A 16,507-nucleotide genomic window follows, 5' to 3' on the forward strand; every position below is an offset into this window, starting at 1 on the left:
ATGTTTTGAGTATCCATCAATTATTCGATCATGCTAACATGAGCCTACTGTTTCGTGCCACGTTCAAATCATGTCAATTGAAAAATTTAGCGTAGAAAAGGTTTTATCTGTTCATCGTTGGGCCCACAATCTTTTTAGTTTTACCCTGACTCGACCTGCTCATTTTAAATTTAGTGCAGGGCAGTTTGCACGGATTGGGTTAATGGTTGACGGTGAATTAGTGGTACGCGCTTATTCTGTAGTTTCTTCACCCTTTGATGAAACGCTAGAATTCTTTTCAATTGTTGTACCTGATGGTGCATTTACCTCAAATCTGCAACACCTTAAAGTGGGTGATGAATTGTATTTGGATAAAGTGTCCTATGGCTATCTGACCTTGGCACGTTACCAACTGCCTGTCCCCCAAGATCTTTGGTTATTGGCAACAGGAACAGGTTTAGCTCCGTTTTTGTCGATGTTACAAGACTTTGAAACATGGAAAAAATATCAACATATCAACTTAGTTTATAGTGTTCGTACAGCATCTGAATTGGCATATGTGGAGCGTATCCAAGAAATTGCAGCCCTTTTTGGTGAGGGGCATACAGGTTTTAAATTTGTGCCAATTATTACTAGAGACCCAAACGCGACATTACATGATCGTTTACCGATTTTGATCGCCAATGGGGAATTAGAGAAAACGATAGGGTTATCTTTGAATCCTGCCAGTAGTCATGTGATGTTATGTGGCAATCCACAGATGGTTGAGGATACCAAAGAAGCACTCAAAAAACGTGGTTTAACCATGAATCGCCGTGGCGAGGGAAATATTGCAGTAGAGAATTATTGGTAATGAGCCGCGTTGTAGCGGCGCAAGAGCGATTGCACCCGTTAAAGGATATGTTTTAGTGAACAAACATATCCATAAATTCACGAATTTCTTGAATGGCAGTATCTACATCGGTGGTTAACCATGTTGGTTCAAAAAGACCAATGTAATGTTCTAAACGATCTTGAGGTACAACGAGCCTTACAGGGCAATCTTCTTCGAGTAAACGCCAAGGTAAGATAGGTACTTCATTATCTAAAAAAGGTTGTACATTCCGAATGTCGATAATCATTGCATTGACACAATCAGGTAAAGGCATCACCGAGAATTCTTCGGTACGGCGACGAAAATATTCCAAATCTCCCCATTTCAAAATATAACTTGGTTTATTGAACTCAATGATTCCAATCAAATGTTCATCACGGGTGTGATGTAAAAAACATTGATGTGTGACATCAGTGTCTAATTCAAGAGAAACGCTTTGTTGGCTATAGGACATAAAGCAGAAGGTTTAGGAGATGAGGGCAGCTATTATAGCTTATTTCTTGCATATTCTAAACCGACTATATTTTATACAAAAGTTTAAGAAATAAAAAGTAGAGTTCTGCAACCAATGCAACGATAGTGCGAAGCTTTTTCACACAATGCAACATTGAGTATTGTTAAGATAAAGGTCTAACAAGTAAAAGGATGAGGGCTGCTATGATGCATGATTTTAGTAAGCCACAACCTCATGTGGCAAGTAAGGAAGAGATTGCACGTAAAAGGAAATTGCCAGTCTATATGTTGTTGATTGTTGGAATTTTTCTGATAGCGTTGCTGGTATTTATGATCGCCGATCATTCAGCGAATCCAACTGCTCAAGTGATTATGTCAAATTTGCAGTCTGAACTTATGAATGTTTAAACGGTTTTAGACCAAAAAAAATTATTGCTAAATAAAAGCCCATTAGTGTGAACTGATGGGCTTTTTTGCAATATTTTGCATGGTTTTTGTTGTATTAGTGATGTTGTTTATTGCGTGAAAAATCAACAAAAACTAAGGTGGAAATATTCATAGTTTATGTTTTTCGGCATAGAACAGTGATGGGTGATTTATATCAAGATTTAAAAATACAATATAAGGACAACATACATGAATGAATTTTTTAATGACCTTTCTCATCAAGGAGGATTTGATGGAATGTATTACTGGGATCAGTTTCATCCGATTTTTGCAGCCATTTTCATCTTACTTGTTGGTTGGATTATTGCTTTAGTCATAGCGGCAGGCGTGAAGCGCTTACTGCAAAAGCTAGGCACCAATCATAAATTATCTACAGCAACGGGTTTTACTCCTAATATTGAGCGCTTGGTATCCAAACTGGTGTTTTGGTTTGTGGTGATTCTTGCGGTGGTTGGTGCACTGAATGTTTTAAATATTAGTGGTGTGAGTGATCCGTTTAGTCATATGGTTGGGCGGGTACTCGCTTATATACCAAACTTGTTGGCTGCTGTTGCTGTTGGATTTATTGGCTGGATTGTTGCACATTTGGTGCGAGTAGGACTGACCAATGTTTTATCTAAAACAGAATTAGATGAGAAACTGAGCAGTGAAGTTGGCGTTAATGCTTTAAGTAGCAATATCGCAGAAATTTTTTACTGGTTGGTTCTATTACTATTTTTACCAATTGTGCTGTCTATTTTAGGTCTAACAGGATTACTGATTCCTGTACAGAATATGCTGAATGAAGCAATTGCTTATCTGCCTAATTTGTTTATTGCAGGTGTGATCATCTTTGTCGGCTATATTCTTGCGAAAATTGTGCGGGGTATTGTTGAAGGTTTGAGTCATAGCCTTGGACTACAAACACAAGCTGAAAAAGTCGGTTTATTTAAAAACTCTAAAGTGTCTAAATTTTTAGGCTCATTTGTGTTTGCTATTATTATTATCACAGCTTTGATTGTGGCATTTGAGGCATTAGGTATTGAAGCGATTTCCCAACCTGCAACGACAATGCTGAATGAGATCATGTATGCAATTCCACAGATTATTGCAGCAGGTCTCATTTTAATTGTCGCTTATATCGTTTCTCGTTTTGTTGGACGTTTAGTGGCTGAGTTGATTTCAGGTGCAGGTGTTGATGAAATCCCAATGAAGCTTGATTTACAACGCTTCCTTGGACAAACCCGTGTTTCAGATATGATTGGCTACTTAATCGTTTTCTTTACCATGCTGTTTGCTGTTTCAGAAGCTGCGAATCGACTTGGATTAGAACAAGTTAGTGTACTAATTGCGATGTTTATTCAATTTGGTGCAAGTATTTTATTGGGTGCAGTCATTTTGGTGATTGGATTTTGGCTCGCCAATGTCGTGGCGAATGTGGTACAACGCGGTGAGTACAATAGTTCACGTTGGTTAGCAAACTTAGTCCGTATTTTAATTATGGGCTTGGTGATCGCAATGGGATTAAAGGCAATGGGTATTGCAGATTCGATTGTGAATTTAGCATTTGGTTTAACACTTGGTTCTGTTGCAGTTGCCTTTGCACTGGCATTTGGTTTAGGTGGTCGTCAACCTGCTGAGCGTTTACTGACAGATTTGCTAGACAAAGCAAACACTGAAGTAAAACAACCCAATTCATTGTATAAAAACGAAAAAAACTCAACCAATACAGTGAGTCCTACCACATCATCTTTGCCAGATTTAGATGAATAGTAAAAATAATCTTTGATTTTTTTGATCAATTCGACCACTCTAGGCAGGGTGGTCGTTTTGTTTGTATAAGCGTTTTGGGTATTTTTACGGATGAAGCACTTAGGGTATTTTTAGCAACAATAAGACATAAAACTGAATTATAAAATCGCTATGATCAGTGTTTAATGCCTTTTACTATGAAATTTGACCTAAAAAGCAATTCATTTATATAGAAAGTATCAATAATCTCTAAATAAAAAGTCTATAGAGGAGAATGAAATGAAGAGGCCAAATCGTGTATTCGCACCGATTATTATTGCAGGCATTACTGTAGGTTTCTTGGCGAGTGCGTACAAATTTGTCGTTTCTAAGTCAAATTCAGCCAAAGAAAAACCGCTTGAAAAGATGCAAAAGGTTTCGTCTACAGAGGCAGCAAACTCCTCAGATCATGACTCTTAGCAGGGTATCGTGTGAGCAGGCTCAATTTGACTGAAATTAAACGAATTGAGCTGCGGCTTGTGCAGAAGACCATGCCCATTGGAAGTTATAGCCTCCTAAGTGTCCAGTCACATCAAGTACTTCACCAACAAAATATAAGCCCTTTTGTTTTTTACTTTCCATGGTTTTTGAAGACACTTCACTGGTATCCACACCACCCAATGTGACCTCCGCGGTACGGTATCCCTCAGTTCCAGAAGGCTTAACTGAAAAAGCGTGTAGTTGTGCCGCAATATGTTCCAATTGCAGATCACTGATATTTCCAATCGCTATTTCACTTTGTTCTGCCCAAATCAGTTGCTGTAACTCAAGCACAATACTCTTGGCTGTAAATTCACTAAGTAGAGTACGCAGTAACACTTTGGGTTGTGACTTTTTCTTCTCTTTTAAAAATTGGATTAAGTCTTGGCTAGGAAAAAAATCAATCTTGAAGCTTTCACCAACATGCCAATAGTTGGAAAGTTGTAATGAACTTGGGCCACTTAAACCACGGTGGGTAAACAAGAGTGCTTCAGTAAACTGGTGGCGATCATTCATCAACGTTGCATCTAAAGCATTACCACTTAAACGTGTTGTCACTTCTTTAAAATGATCTGAAAAAGTGAATGGAACTAAACCTGCACGTGTTGGAAACACATGATGACCAAATTGTTGCGCCAGTTCATAACCGAAACCTGAACCACCAAGAGTCGGAATGGATAAGCCACCTGTGGCAACCACGACAGACTCGCAGTGATATGTTCCTTGACTCGTTTCAATAATAAAACTTGAATCCGCTTGTGCATTTACCTGTTGCACTTCGCAATGAGTTTGAATCTGGACACGTTTGGCTTTGTCACATTCTGTAAGCAAAAGTTCAAGAATCTCTTTCGCACCCTTTAGGGTAAATAACTGACCATGCTTACGTTCTTCATACTCAATACCATATTCACAGACCAAACCAATAAAGTCCCAATTGGTATAGCGAGTTAAAGCTGAAATAACGAAATGTGGATTTTCAGAAATGTAATGAGCAGGCTCAACATCCAGATTAGTAAAGTTACATTTACCTCCACCAGACATTAGAATTTTTTTACCCACTTTATTGGCTTTCTCGAGTACCGCAACAGAGCGCCCACGTTTAGCTGCTTCCGCAGCTAACATCAAGCCTGATGCACCTGCACCGATAACAACAACATCAACTTGATGAACCATGAGTATTACTCGATAGACGAAAAGCGAGCGATTATAAAAGATTTGAGACAAGTTTAGTACGCTCAATTCACAATGCCCAAATTATTTGTAATCGGTGGGAGTATCTCTGTGGTTTACATTATTAGATACAAAAAATGTTCAGTTTTTTTAAAAATAATCTTTAGTGTAATAAAAAATGAGCATGTACTGATGTAAAATATAGTGAGAGTTCTGTCTCTATTTGATATTAAACTTTGATGTTTTTCAGAAAACTTTGTTATTTTTTGTTGTTTTTTGCGGCGGTGTGATGTTCTTGGCATGAATATGCTGAGGCATTCTTTGTGTTTTTTTTAATAGCACTCTATAGCCAGTTAAAGCTACAAATTTAATTTGGGGGCGCGCTATGTTGGGCATGAAGACTTTGCATTTATCTAATATGATGAAATTGCGGTGCGATTATCTCCTCAATATATTTGTTGTCACTTTATTCTGTCTATTCAATGTTTCTCTTGCAAACGCAGCTTATCAGCGTGGATATTTAAATTTAGGTTTTGAGACACCGACCATTGCGACGGGTAGTAATGTTTGTCGTGTCTATATTAGTAGCACACGTGTTCCAGGTTGGTTGACCACACACCCTTATGGCAATGAAGCATCTAGCGGGACTTGCTCGATTTCTACCAATGGCTCAGGGCAATTGATGGAGATGTGGGCAGGGTCAAGAAATATTGACGGTACGAATACCACGCTAACGAATACGATTAAAGCGCGAGAAGGCAATCAATTTGTAGAGTTGAATGCAGATGCGGTTTCAACGGTGTCGCAGAATATCTGTTTGGTCAATGGTGAATCGGTATCTTGGAAATTCAGCCATAATGGTCGTAATACCACAGATGACACCATGTTATTACGAGCTGGGTCTCAGACCATCGCAACGGTGTCAACGAGTAAAACAGGCGATGGTCAACTCACAAGTTGTATGTCTGGAACATGCTCGGTGTCTAGTGGTTCAGGTTCAGGAGTTGGGGCAACAACAGGTTCTACCATTAAACGTTGGGCAGATTATAGCGGAACCTTTACTTATACAGGTGCGACGAGCCAAGTACCAATGGGATTTCAGTCCACTTCTGGAACGGGCACAAGCGGAAACTTTTTAGATGCAATCCAAATTGTAGTAAAACCAATTATAGAATTTAGTTCAGCGAATTATGTTGTGCCTGAAAATGGGGGAACAGTGCAGCCACTGAAAGTGGTTGTGGTCGGTGATGTACCGAGTGGTGGTATTTCATTGGTTTTCAATGTGAATGATGGCACAGCCCAATTAGGTGTTGATTATAGAATTAATGGCGGTATTGCCAATACTTTTACCAAGGTTATCCCAGAAGGGAATTATGGTGCTGGAACGCCTTACGTTCTGGAAGTTCCTGTCGAAATTATTAATGATTCAATTAATGAAGTTGATGACACATTTAGTGTAACGATCAATCAAAGCAATGATTTTCATGTTATGTCCTCAAATGATTGTGGTGCCGCAGGGAATGGCACTGCAAACTATGTGATTAGTGATGATGATCAACCCACAGACATGGACTTAAAAGTTGAAAAGAAACAAAGAATAGGGACATCTGGGTCATTTTTATCTAATGCATTGATTATGAATGTCGGTGATACCATTCAGTATCAGTTAGTCATTAGTAATAACGGTGAAAATGCTGTGAGTGATACCAGCCGAGCTAGCTTTACCGATTCAGTCCCAAGTAATTTCAATACACTTTCTATACTCAGCACAACGAAAGCAAATGGTGCGATCACTTGTAGTGCAAGCTTTACAGGCAATAATTTAAGTGGTCAGTTTAGTGGCCCCAAAGGTGCAACTTGTACGCTTATTATTCAAGCTAGAGCAAATAGTGCAGGGATTATCACCAATACCGCGACAGTGAGTGTACCTGCTGCCAATACTGACATTTACCCATCAGATAACAGCAGTAGTGTACAAGTTTCAATTGCAAAAGCTCTAATTACCTTAACCAAATCTACGATTGGTGGGCTTGGAACATTTGGCTTTGCATTAACAGGTACCAGTCAAACGTCGGGAACAATCACAACGCAGACTCAAGGTGATGAATATCAAGTTGATGGTGATACAACATTAACAGGCATACAGCCTTTTGTGGTGACAGGAACAGGTAATGTCACGATTAATGAAAATAGTTTACCGACGGGAGGAGGCTGGAGTCTAACTGGAGCAAGTTGCCGTAATAGTGCAGGCAATGCTGTTGGTAGTCAGTCTGGTTCGACTTATACACTTACCGCGACCGATATCACCAATAACCCCAATTTAAACTGTAACTTTGTAAATACCAAAATTCCGACCATCAAGATTCAAAAAATCTCTCGTGGAGGAACAGGAACGTTTGGTTTTACCAATACCAATTTATCAAGTAACTCCACGAATGTTGCAACAACATTGCAAGGGTCATCAAATGTTGGTACAGGCATATCTTCAGCCTTAACGGTGTCGAGTACCTCAACAGATGTGACCATTAGAGAGTCCTCGATTGTTTCTGGGTATGCTTTAAAATCAGCGAGTTGTGTTGATTCAAACAGCTTGATTACAGGGAACATCGGCACATTTGGTAATTTTAATACAGATAGAATAACGATTCCTTATAACCACCTCATTACCGGTGGTGCAGATATTACCTGTACATTTATTAATAGTAAGCCAAGCCTGACAATCAAAAAAATCAGTCGAGGGGGAATCGGTAAGTTTGATTTCACAGGTAATAATGGGATTGCCAATCACTCAATTACCACAACCGCCCAAGATACGGAAACAGTTGGTGAGACCCAGTATTTTACCAGTCCTAACCCTTCAACAGATGCGGTGATTACTGAATCGAGTATGCCAACAGGTTTCCGTTTAACCAATGCTGTCTGTACAGGATTGCCAACTAGCTCTGTAACGCCGAATTATGTCAATGGGACAGTCACACTTAATAAAAGTGGAATTGTCTCAGGTGCAGATATCATCTGTACGTTAACCAATACGCTGACGACATTAACGATTGTTAAAAAATGGGAAAATGCCATAGCGGGTGATAGTGTAATCGTCAATAGTGTTGGTTTTGATACCAATGCGACCACAGCAGTTTCGGTTGCTGATCAGACAGGCGCAAATACCACGACGGGAACACCTGTGATTCTGATGCCAAATATGGTCGGAAAAACGGGCACAATTCTTGAGGCATTTAGCAAAGGTGATGCAGCAGATTATAATAGTACCTTGATTTGTACAGGCAATAACACTGCTTTAAATGGTAATAAATTAACGATTCACAGTGATGATGCAGCAATTATTTGTACATTAACCAACAGCCGAAAAAAACTGGTTTTAATTACGGGGCGTGTGTTTAATGATAATGGGGGCAGTATCAATAATAGTGTTACAAATGCCTATAATGCACTTCAAGATGCCAATGAATCAGGTATTGCAGGTAGTAGCCTGAAGCTCGCAAATTGCTCTGGGGTAGAACTTAATGTTGTGACCATCAGTAATAGTAATGGCGATTATAGTTTTAAAGTAGAAGACAGTGTTTTAACCAATCCATTTTGTATTGTCCAAACAAATTTGCCTGAATATAGCTCGGTGAGTGGTTCGAGTCCAACAGGAAGCTATAACCGCAGTGCTGATATGATTAGTCTACCAAAAACAGCAGCAACGAATTATCTCAACAATGATTTTGGTGATGCAAATCTGAATATTTTACTGACCGAAGATGGTCAGCATATGGTGGTAGCGGGTGATGTTACGGAATATCCACATCGTTTAAATACCCAAGCGCCAGTACAAATTACTCAGCTAAGTCAGGTGCTTTCACAGCAACCGAATGCGAGTAATGATCAGCCTTGGCAAGCGCTGGTTTATCAAGATAGCAACTGTAATGGCAATGTTGATGTTGGCGAAACGGTATTTAATCCTAGTACAGCCAATCCTTTCTTATTACAGCCTAATACTGATCTGTGTCTAGTTCAGCGTGTACATGTACCTACAAATGTGGTTGCAGGGGCACAGCATGTCAGTACGCTACAAGCCAGTTATAGTGTGGTGTTAGCCAATCCAACGCAGTCAATTACGGGTAAATCTGTTCAGCGACAAGATGTTACATTGATTGGAAGTGCTGGTTTAAGCCTAACGAAAAAAGTTCGTGCAGTTGCAAGTTGTCCATCGACATCGGCTGATCAAAATGTATTTGCGATCAGTAACCAAGCCAAAAAAGTGGATTATTTAGAGTATGAAATTGTCTATAAAAATAATAGTACCAAGCGACTAAATAATATAAAAATCAAAGACAGCTTACCTATCGGAACAAAATTTGGCAGTATGGGCTGTAGGTCGACACCGAGTGGAAATACCTGTAGTGCTAATAATGTGGGCAGTGCTCTCGAATGGGGGCTGAGTGGTGCATTAGCCCCAGCAGCTACAGGGGCGGTCAGGTTCTGTGTAAGGCAATGATTGTGAGGAAATATCAATAGGCTCTAGTTTTAAGCTCACGCGAATGCTGAGCTAAACAGAAACCATGGGTCTAGTTTAAAAGCGGAATTTAACGATTAGATTGCGCTTTATCTATTCAGTTTGCCCTGTAAACCACCTGTATGAATCGCTAAAATACGTGTGTTTGCTGAAAAGTGATTCTTTTGGATTAAATCAAACAGTCCCATCATCATTTTAGCGGTATATCCCTGTTCCAATGGAATCGCATAACGCTGTTCAAATTGCTGCATAAATTGTAAGAGCTCCTGACTCGTTTTGGCATAACCACCGCAACAATAGGCATCAGTTAAAGCCCAGTTTTGTTTATCTGTCCATTGTTGAATATCTCGTTGTAGAAAATCACCCTTCAACGCCGAAAAGCCTAAAACCTGTTGTTGTTCTGAGCTGCTTTCAATGATGCCTGCAATAGTTCCACCTGTACCGACTGCACAGCAAATCACATCATAATTTTCTCTATCTTCAGATGTGAGAATTTCTTGAGTACCCTGAATTGCAAGTGCATTTGTTCCACCTTCTGGAATTATAAAGGCTTGAAGATATTGCCGTTGTAATTGCTGTAAATACTCCGATTCATGGCGCAGACGATATTCAGCTCGACTGACAAAATGGAGCTGCATCCCGAAGTCCTGCGCCACTTGTAGCGTTGGATTCAAATCTTGTGTGCTAAGTTCTTCTCCGCGAATGATGCCAATACTTTGAAAACCAACGAGCTGTGCTGCATAAGCTGTTGCTGCAATATGATTGGAATAAGCCCCACCAAAGGTGAGAACTTGACGTAAACCTTGTTGTTGGGCTGCGGAAAAATTGTATTTGAGTTTGAAAAACTTATTGCCTGAAATTCGAGGATGAATCAGGTCAAGGCGTTTAACTGTCAGTTGAATTGAGCAAGGAAGTGCTAATGTTTGATAAGGTGTATCAAAGGCAATGTGATCAAACATTTGAGATCATTAAAAATAAATTGAATCCTATTGTAAGTGTATTCGATTGTGAAAGTCAGTATTGTTCTTCGAGCCTCGTTTATCTTGGTCAGTATTGGAATGGCTAAATTACTTTATGCATGATTCGATTTAGTCCAATCTAATTCGCTTATGGTTTAACTATTTTTCGATAACATTTGCCGTAGATGAATTTCAAAAGTTTAAGTGTCTATCACTTGGCTCATGGTTTGTGTGGTTTAGGTAAAATCTAGGTAATAAGGTACTTTGATATAAGATTACAGTGTTAAATATAAGCCTAAATTGATTGTGAATAAAAAATAGCAGCAGGTGAAAGATGCAAGGCTTTGTAAAGCGTTTTGCGAGAGGGCTAAAACATCGCCCATACTTATCAGCAACCTTTAGTTTAGGTTTAGTGATCTATGCTGTTTTGCATTTTTTTACGCATTGGCAATGGACGACTTGTCTACAAATTGGGTGGAATATTGCCATTTGGTTATATTTATTCCTGACCTTAAAAATGATGTGGCGCTTAGACTCAACTCATATTTTACAACGCGCTCAGCAACAAGATGCAGGGAAATGGGCGATTCTGAATGTTGTTTTGATCGCCATTGTGATCTGTTTTATTTCAATTGTGGTACAACTCAGCCATGTCCCCAAAGATCAGGCTTTTTTAAAAGGATTTCTGATTTTATTGACCATCGGGACTATTTTTTCAACATGGCTGCTACTACATACTTTATTTGCGATTCATTATGCGCATGATTATTATCTTGCTCAAAGTCAGCAAAAGAACCCTGGTTTAGATTTTCCAAAAACTGATCAACCTGATTATCTCGATTTTATTTATTTTAGTTATATTATCGGCACTTCTGCACAAACGGCAGATGTTTCGATTACCAGTTCTGAATTGAGGCATCTGAATATTTTTCATTGTGTCTTGGCTTTTATTTTTAATACCATGATTTTAGCCATCGCAATCAATGTCGCAGCCAGTTTGATTGGATTATAATTTATAACTTATTTTTATTAATTAAATTAAAATTCATCATTTTTTATTTTTGATTAGTGTCATCTATTTTAAAAGATCGATGACGTCGCAAGGATAAAAAGATGACCACTCAGCATCAAGTTAATCAACAGCAATATCAGGATAAATCGCAAGCTTATTTAAACAGTCAAGTGCATGCACAAGGCATCGAGTTTCAGAAGATGCAACAACTGATTCAGTCTCATCAATTCCAAAAAGTCTTAGATTTGGGCTGTGGTGGAGGGCATGTAACTTATCAGGTGGCAGCATTGGTCGATGAAGTGGTTGCCTATGATTTAACCCCGTCAATGGTCGAACTCGTATCGACTCAAGCCAAACAGAAAGGCTGGAACAATGTGATTGCCCAACAGGGTGCAGCGGAAAAATTGCCTTTTGTAGATCAACGTTTTGACTGTGTGATCACACGTTATTCAGCGCATCATTGGCAGAGTGTCGCTCAGGCAATGCATGAAATTTATCGTGTATTAACTCAAGACGGCAAAGTTATTATTGTTGATATTTTAGGAAATTCAAATCCTGTAATTGATACTTTTTTTCAGACCATTGAAACGATTCGAGATCCGAGTCATGTCAGAAATTATAGTTTGCAGGAATGGATGTATTTCGCGGAATCTACTGGCTTTAAAGTTGAAACCGTTGAAAAGCAGCGTTTAGATTTAGATTTCCAAAGTTGGACAGAACGGATGCAAACGCCTGAATATGCCATTACCACCATACGTGATTTACAAAACAAAGCATCAGAGCAGGTGCAACGATATTATCAAATCAAAGCCGATGGTTCATTTAGCAGTGACGTTGCTTATATCGTTTTATCAAAATAAGGTTAAAAGCCATAGAGCAGCAAGCCACCCTATGGCTTTTAAAACTTAGTGAAAAACTGCTTCCAAAGCATTTAAGCCAACTTTAGGATCGAGTAAACCATTGTAAATCTCTGGAATTTCACGTTCGACACCTAAGAGTTGATAAATGGCAATCATGGCACAACGTACTGAATATTCCACAGTGAAAACCACATCATCTTCAAGCTCTACGAATTGACCTAAGAAAGCAAAGTTGACCGCATTTTCAGGAATCACCAATGGGCGATCACCTGCTTTACGACATGCAAATAGGGCAGAGGCATAAGGCATCATTACTGTGGTAATGTCGGTATGTGCCAACACATGATCCAAGATATCATCGAAACCAAGTTGGTGAATCAACTCAATTAAAATCTCTTGACCTGTGGCTTCACTCATTGGTTTTTTAATGTAATCACCGATATGGTCAATTTCAAAACCATAGCCCCATAAGGTGAATTTACCTTCAGGTAAGTCAGCAAAATGAGGTTGTGCAGGAACGACCACAGACAGATGCCAACCAGATTCAAACCATGTCATCAATGCACCTGTACCAGGTTCATTTCCTGTGTAATCAATAATCCGTTTTAGCAGCACATCATCATGCATGGTGAGCGTAAAAGATTTCCATTTATGCTCATCAATGTTGCCATAGAAGGTCATTGGGCGACCAAAATCAGGGGCTTTTTGAGCCAATGTTTCCCACAAACGCCAGCCATGATCTTGTCGATCACGAATCAGCTCAGGAACATCGAATTTATCACCATAGCGTGAATCAGCCGTAATCGAACCTAAAGTAAAGAGCGCAATATCATGCTCACCCAATTGAATTTGTTCAGTGCCTTCTGGAATGTTGACATAAAGTTGAGTTGCCTTACGTTCCTTCGTTTGGGCATCTTCGACAAAGTCCGCATCTGTGACATAACTACCAAAACGAACATCAACACCTTGTTCCACCAACCAACGTTGTAGGGGATGAATCATTGAATCATATTGATTGTATTTGGTTCGTTTTACGCCTGCTAAGGTATGGATGCGTGGTAATTCTTGAATGAAACGTAAAAAATAACGGCGTAATTCTGCTGCGCTATGCCATTTTTGAAACGCAAATGTGGTTCGCCACATCCGCCAAAAATTGCTTTGGAAAAATGCATCATCAAAAAATTCATCAATACGGCGGCTACCGATACGATCTTCTTTTAATGCCAGTAGACGTAACATTTGAGCACGGTTGAGCGTTGATAATCCTAATTTTTGAGCTTCTGCAATAATATGATTTGAGTCGATCAAACGTGCTTGAGCATTGGTTTTGACTTGTTCATTGAACTCACGACATTCTTCATGGACAGAAATGTCTGGGTTTTCTAATGATGGAATGCTTGAAAATAAATCCCAAGTACAAAGATAAGTCTCATCAGTTAGCATACGTCCACCACGTGTGACCCATGCTTGATTTGGATTGAGTGGATTATGTCCACCATCCATAGAACCACCTGAAACATTCAATTCTTCTAAAATATGAATATGTTTGGCTGGCACTTTTGCATCGCGGATGGCAAATGCCGCAGCAGCCATACCTGCAATGCCGCCGCCAACAATCCAAAGATGTGATTTAGAGCGATCGAGAGTATTCAGTTTTTTACTTTGCATCTCATGTGCCTCATTTGTAGTTCTAAAGGAAAAATTAAAAACCATATTTTTATTATGGAATTGTATTGTGTAAAAATATATGAAAGTTGTGCTAAAAAATGATGATAAATTTTTATCATAAAAATACTTTAATAGAAAAAATGGATACACAATAAAATCTTAATATTCCTGTGTTATGTTTTAACTATTTGATATTGAAATTAAATTGAGTTTTTGCTCTATTTTATTGTTTTATAAAAATTATTAGTTTGATCAAACAAGAGGTTGAATTTTTCGTTGATATCAAAAAATTGTATCTTCTATAGTGATTTTTTAAGTAAAATAATGGTTGAAAATTACTTTAATTAAGAGGCTCACTTGGAATCATTATTGATTTTAGGCTCTATTACTTTGGCATTAATGTTAGGTGCTATTAGTCCTGGTCCTACATTTATTTATGTCGCCAAAAACTCAATTGCGATTTCTCGTAAACATGGCTTATTTACTGCTTTAGGTACAGGCACGGGTGCAGCACTATTTGGTTTGCTTGCTGTGATGGGACTACAAGCGATTTTGTTGGCGGTGCCTTCTGCTTATATTGCGTTGAAAATATTTGGTGGTCTGTATTTACTTTGGCTGGCGTATAAAATTATTAAACATGCCAAAGAACCCATGGAAGCTGTGAATGGTACTGTGAAGACCATGAGCTATGCACAGGCTTTTCGTTTAGGACTGATTACTCAGCTCAGTAACCCTAAAATTGCGATTATCCTTGCCAGTATTTTTACTGCGTTATTACCGAAAGAAATCCCAACGTATTTTTATGTGGTGTTGCCGATGTTGTGCTTCTTTATTGATGCAGGTTGGTATTCGCTTGTTGCGGTGGCATTGTCTGCGGAAAAACCGCGCCGTGTATATTTAAAGTTTAAGAAAGTATTTGATCGTGTTGCAGGTGGTGTAATGACCTTGCTTGGGTTGAAGTTGATCTTTGGGATGAAGTGATTATTTTAGTTCTAGCTACTTTTTAATATGTCATGTACTTACTGTTACAGAATGTCTTTAAACAAGCTTGGTGACATAAAGTTAGTGCCATCGAGCAGGGCGGTAATTTGTACATCACCGACTTGGTGTTGGTAGTAACCAGCGACTTGTTTCTGCGTGAGTGAGTAAAGGGAAGCTGCTCAAGATTGAGATAGAAAGGAGTAGGGTAGTTTTTTTCATTTATAGATATTCTCAAGTTCAGTTGAATTGTCTACTTTTTAGCATGGATAGATATAATTTTAAAGAAAAACGATATTAAATTGAATCTACTGTTTTACCTTGTAAAGGAGAATGTGAGTAAGTAATAAATTTTTGATTTTTATTGTTTTTATTTTATTTTTTGATTTGTGGAAATACTTATTGCATATTTATTTAAATCTTGATTATTATAATAATAGTTATATAAAAATTAAATTTTCATTAAACTTATTTTATTTGATGAGGGTGTTATGGGGAATATATATAATATTTATAAAATTAAGCATGATAAGTATGAGGATTTGTTAGTTAAGATTGAATCTGTAGGTCTAATTCAACAAAAAACCTTATGTCCTGAAAACTATAATATGGTGTTTTATTTTTCGGAAAGTATTGAGGGAAATGAAATTTGGTGGTGGTCAACTTATAGAGTATTTATAAAGGATGATATCCCTACACCAAAAAATAAATTTTATTTTGGTTTGTTAATATGCACTAATGTAGATAATCCAAATGAAATATATGCTATTAGCTTAGGGAAGTCACATTTCTATTTATCAAGATTTATTGAGGCAGACTTTGGAATTAATTTAGCTATACGTATGGCTGATGAACAGTCTATTCTTTTAAAGAAAAGTAGATACTTTACAGGCACTAAACGTCATGAAGTATCTTCTTATGAGAACTTTAATAAAGATAGTTATGATTCGGGTGAATCAGTTGAGCATTTAAAATTGAAAGCCTCGAATACAGATATATGGGGTGATAAAAATATAATTTTTGCTGATTCTATTCAATTGGATATAAGTAAAGAACCTAGTGATCTATCAAAAATACTTAATGATATTTCAGATAGTATGAGTGATGATGAAATTATTAGGTTGCCAAAATTAGAACTTATATCAGATGAAATATTAATTGGTGATCTTAACTCAGTGGTTTTAACTGCAATCATTAATAATCAGGCTAATGTAGGTGTGGAAGAAATTAGTATATCAGGCATCAATATTAGATCTCTTGCGAAAGTTAATTTTGACTCATCCAGTTAATCAGCCCAGCAATTAAATTCATCCTTAAACCAAATCGTTTTCTTCTGTTTCG

13 protein-coding genes and 1 pseudogene are annotated in these 16,507 nt (G+C 38.1%); 9 read left to right on the forward strand and 5 right to left on the reverse strand.

Translation table 11 applies throughout. The annotated features are described in order from the left end of the window. Positions 1–70 precede the first annotated feature (70 nt). Positions 71–832 (forward strand): ferredoxin--NADP reductase, encoded by a 762-nt coding sequence (locus MMP60_RS14245; protein ID WP_241337009.1) that lies wholly within the window; start codon positions 71–73, stop codon positions 830–832. A 52-nt stretch (positions 833–884) separates the two neighbouring features. On the opposite strand, the gene MMP60_RS14250 is transcribed toward MMP60_RS14245, so the two are convergent. Then, positions 885–1,307: a hypothetical protein gene (locus MMP60_RS14250; RefSeq protein WP_241337010.1), complete on the reverse strand. Its 423-nt coding sequence runs from the start codon at positions 1,305–1,307 to the stop codon at positions 885–887. A gap of 206 nt (positions 1,308–1,513) precedes the next feature. On the opposite strand from MMP60_RS14250, the gene MMP60_RS14255 reads away from it, so the two are divergent. From MMP60_RS14255 to MMP60_RS14265, 3 genes are all read left to right on the forward strand, one after another. Then, positions 1,514–1,714, forward strand: coding sequence for a hypothetical protein (locus MMP60_RS14255; protein ID WP_241337024.1), 201 nt, complete (start codon positions 1,514–1,516; stop codon positions 1,712–1,714). A gap of 228 nt (positions 1,715–1,942) precedes the next feature. Further along, complete coding sequence (locus MMP60_RS14260; protein WP_241337011.1) at positions 1,943–3,505, forward strand: mechanosensitive ion channel; 1,563 nt, start codon at positions 1,943–1,945, stop codon at positions 3,503–3,505. A gap of 258 nt (positions 3,506–3,763) precedes the next feature. Beyond that, entirely contained in the window at positions 3,764–3,943 is a 180-nt protein-coding gene (locus tag MMP60_RS14265; protein WP_241337012.1) for a hypothetical protein, read from the forward strand. A 36-nt stretch (positions 3,944–3,979) separates the two neighbouring features. Here the strand turns inward: MMP60_RS14265 and MMP60_RS14270 are convergent, their stop codons facing one another. Beyond that, entirely contained in the window at positions 3,980–5,176 is a 1,197-nt protein-coding gene (locus MMP60_RS14270) for an NAD(P)/FAD-dependent oxidoreductase (protein ID WP_241337013.1), read from the reverse strand. 382 nt (positions 5,177–5,558) lie between these two features. Between MMP60_RS14270 and MMP60_RS14275 the strand changes: the two genes are divergently transcribed. Beyond that, positions 5,559–9,671 (forward strand): hypothetical protein, encoded by a 4,113-nt coding sequence (locus MMP60_RS14275; RefSeq protein ID WP_241337014.1) that lies wholly within the window; start codon positions 5,559–5,561, stop codon positions 9,669–9,671. Between the two features lie 107 nt (positions 9,672–9,778). On the opposite strand, the gene MMP60_RS14280 is transcribed toward MMP60_RS14275, so the two are convergent. Further along, entirely contained in the window at positions 9,779–10,648 is an 870-nt protein-coding gene (locus MMP60_RS14280; protein WP_241337015.1) for a pyridoxal-phosphate dependent enzyme, read from the reverse strand. A gap of 334 nt (positions 10,649–10,982) precedes the next feature. Here MMP60_RS14280 and MMP60_RS14285 point away from each other — a divergent pair, with 334 nt between their 5' ends. Beyond that, the gene (locus tag MMP60_RS14285; RefSeq protein WP_241337016.1) at positions 10,983–11,660 is read left to right on the forward strand and encodes a DUF1345 domain-containing protein; all 678 of its coding nucleotides are present in this window, start codon (positions 10,983–10,985) and stop codon (positions 11,658–11,660) included. Positions 11,661–11,761: 101 nt separating this feature from the next. Continuing rightward, positions 11,762–12,520 (forward strand): class I SAM-dependent methyltransferase, encoded by a 759-nt coding sequence (locus MMP60_RS14290; RefSeq protein ID WP_241337017.1) that lies wholly within the window; start codon positions 11,762–11,764, stop codon positions 12,518–12,520. Positions 12,521–12,565: 45 nt separating this feature from the next. On the opposite strand, the gene MMP60_RS14295 is transcribed toward MMP60_RS14290, so the two are convergent. After that, the gene (locus MMP60_RS14295) at positions 12,566–14,188 is read right to left on the reverse strand and encodes an oleate hydratase (RefSeq protein ID WP_241337018.1); all 1,623 of its coding nucleotides are present in this window, start codon (positions 14,186–14,188) and stop codon (positions 12,566–12,568) included. A 357-nt stretch (positions 14,189–14,545) separates the two neighbouring features. On the opposite strand from MMP60_RS14295, the gene MMP60_RS14300 reads away from it, so the two are divergent. Then, a complete protein-coding gene (locus MMP60_RS14300; protein WP_241337019.1) occupies positions 14,546–15,169 on the forward strand; it encodes a LysE family translocator in 624 nt (207 codons plus the stop codon). Positions 15,170–15,216: 47 nt separating this feature from the next. On the opposite strand, the pseudogene MMP60_RS14305 reads toward MMP60_RS14300, so the two are convergent. Then, positions 15,217–15,388: pseudogene (locus MMP60_RS14305) on the reverse strand (MBL fold metallo-hydrolase); the annotation flags it as partial. A gap of 269 nt (positions 15,389–15,657) precedes the next feature. On the opposite strand from MMP60_RS14305, the gene MMP60_RS14310 reads away from it, so the two are divergent. Next, positions 15,658–16,455: a DUF6119 family protein gene (locus MMP60_RS14310; RefSeq protein ID WP_241337020.1), complete on the forward strand. Its 798-nt coding sequence runs from the start codon at positions 15,658–15,660 to the stop codon at positions 16,453–16,455. The last annotated feature ends 52 nt before the right edge of the window (positions 16,456–16,507 follow it).

This window comes from Acinetobacter sp. ANC 4805 (assembly GCF_022549495.1).
Classification (GTDB): domain Bacteria; phylum Pseudomonadota; class Gammaproteobacteria; order Pseudomonadales; family Moraxellaceae; genus Acinetobacter.

Bases quoted from the DNA above. Each gene is read 5' to 3' on its own strand.
- MMP60_RS14245 (WP_241337009.1), top strand. From the start codon at position 71: ATGTCAATTGAAAAATTTAGCGTAGAAAAGGTTTTATCTGTTCATCGT.
- MMP60_RS14250 (WP_241337010.1), bottom strand. From the start codon at position 1,307: ATGTCCTATAGCCAACAAAGCGTTTCTCTTGAATTAGACACTGATGTC.
- MMP60_RS14255 (WP_241337024.1), top strand. From the start codon at position 1,514: ATGCATGATTTTAGTAAGCCACAACCTCATGTGGCAAGTAAGGAAGAG.
- MMP60_RS14260 (WP_241337011.1), top strand. From the start codon at position 1,943: ATGAATGAATTTTTTAATGACCTTTCTCATCAAGGAGGATTTGATGGA.
- MMP60_RS14265 (WP_241337012.1), top strand. From the start codon at position 3,764: ATGAAGAGGCCAAATCGTGTATTCGCACCGATTATTATTGCAGGCATT.
- MMP60_RS14270 (WP_241337013.1), bottom strand. From the start codon at position 5,176: ATGGTTCATCAAGTTGATGTTGTTGTTATCGGTGCAGGTGCATCAGGC.
- MMP60_RS14275 (WP_241337014.1), top strand. From the start codon at position 5,559: ATGTTGGGCATGAAGACTTTGCATTTATCTAATATGATGAAATTGCGG.
- MMP60_RS14280 (WP_241337015.1), bottom strand. From the start codon at position 10,648: ATGTTTGATCACATTGCCTTTGATACACCTTATCAAACATTAGCACTT.
- MMP60_RS14285 (WP_241337016.1), top strand. From the start codon at position 10,983: ATGCAAGGCTTTGTAAAGCGTTTTGCGAGAGGGCTAAAACATCGCCCA.
- MMP60_RS14290 (WP_241337017.1), top strand. From the start codon at position 11,762: ATGACCACTCAGCATCAAGTTAATCAACAGCAATATCAGGATAAATCG.
- MMP60_RS14295 (WP_241337018.1), bottom strand. From the start codon at position 14,188: ATGCAAAGTAAAAAACTGAATACTCTCGATCGCTCTAAATCACATCTT.
- MMP60_RS14310 (WP_241337020.1), top strand. From the start codon at position 15,658: ATGGGGAATATATATAATATTTATAAAATTAAGCATGATAAGTATGAG.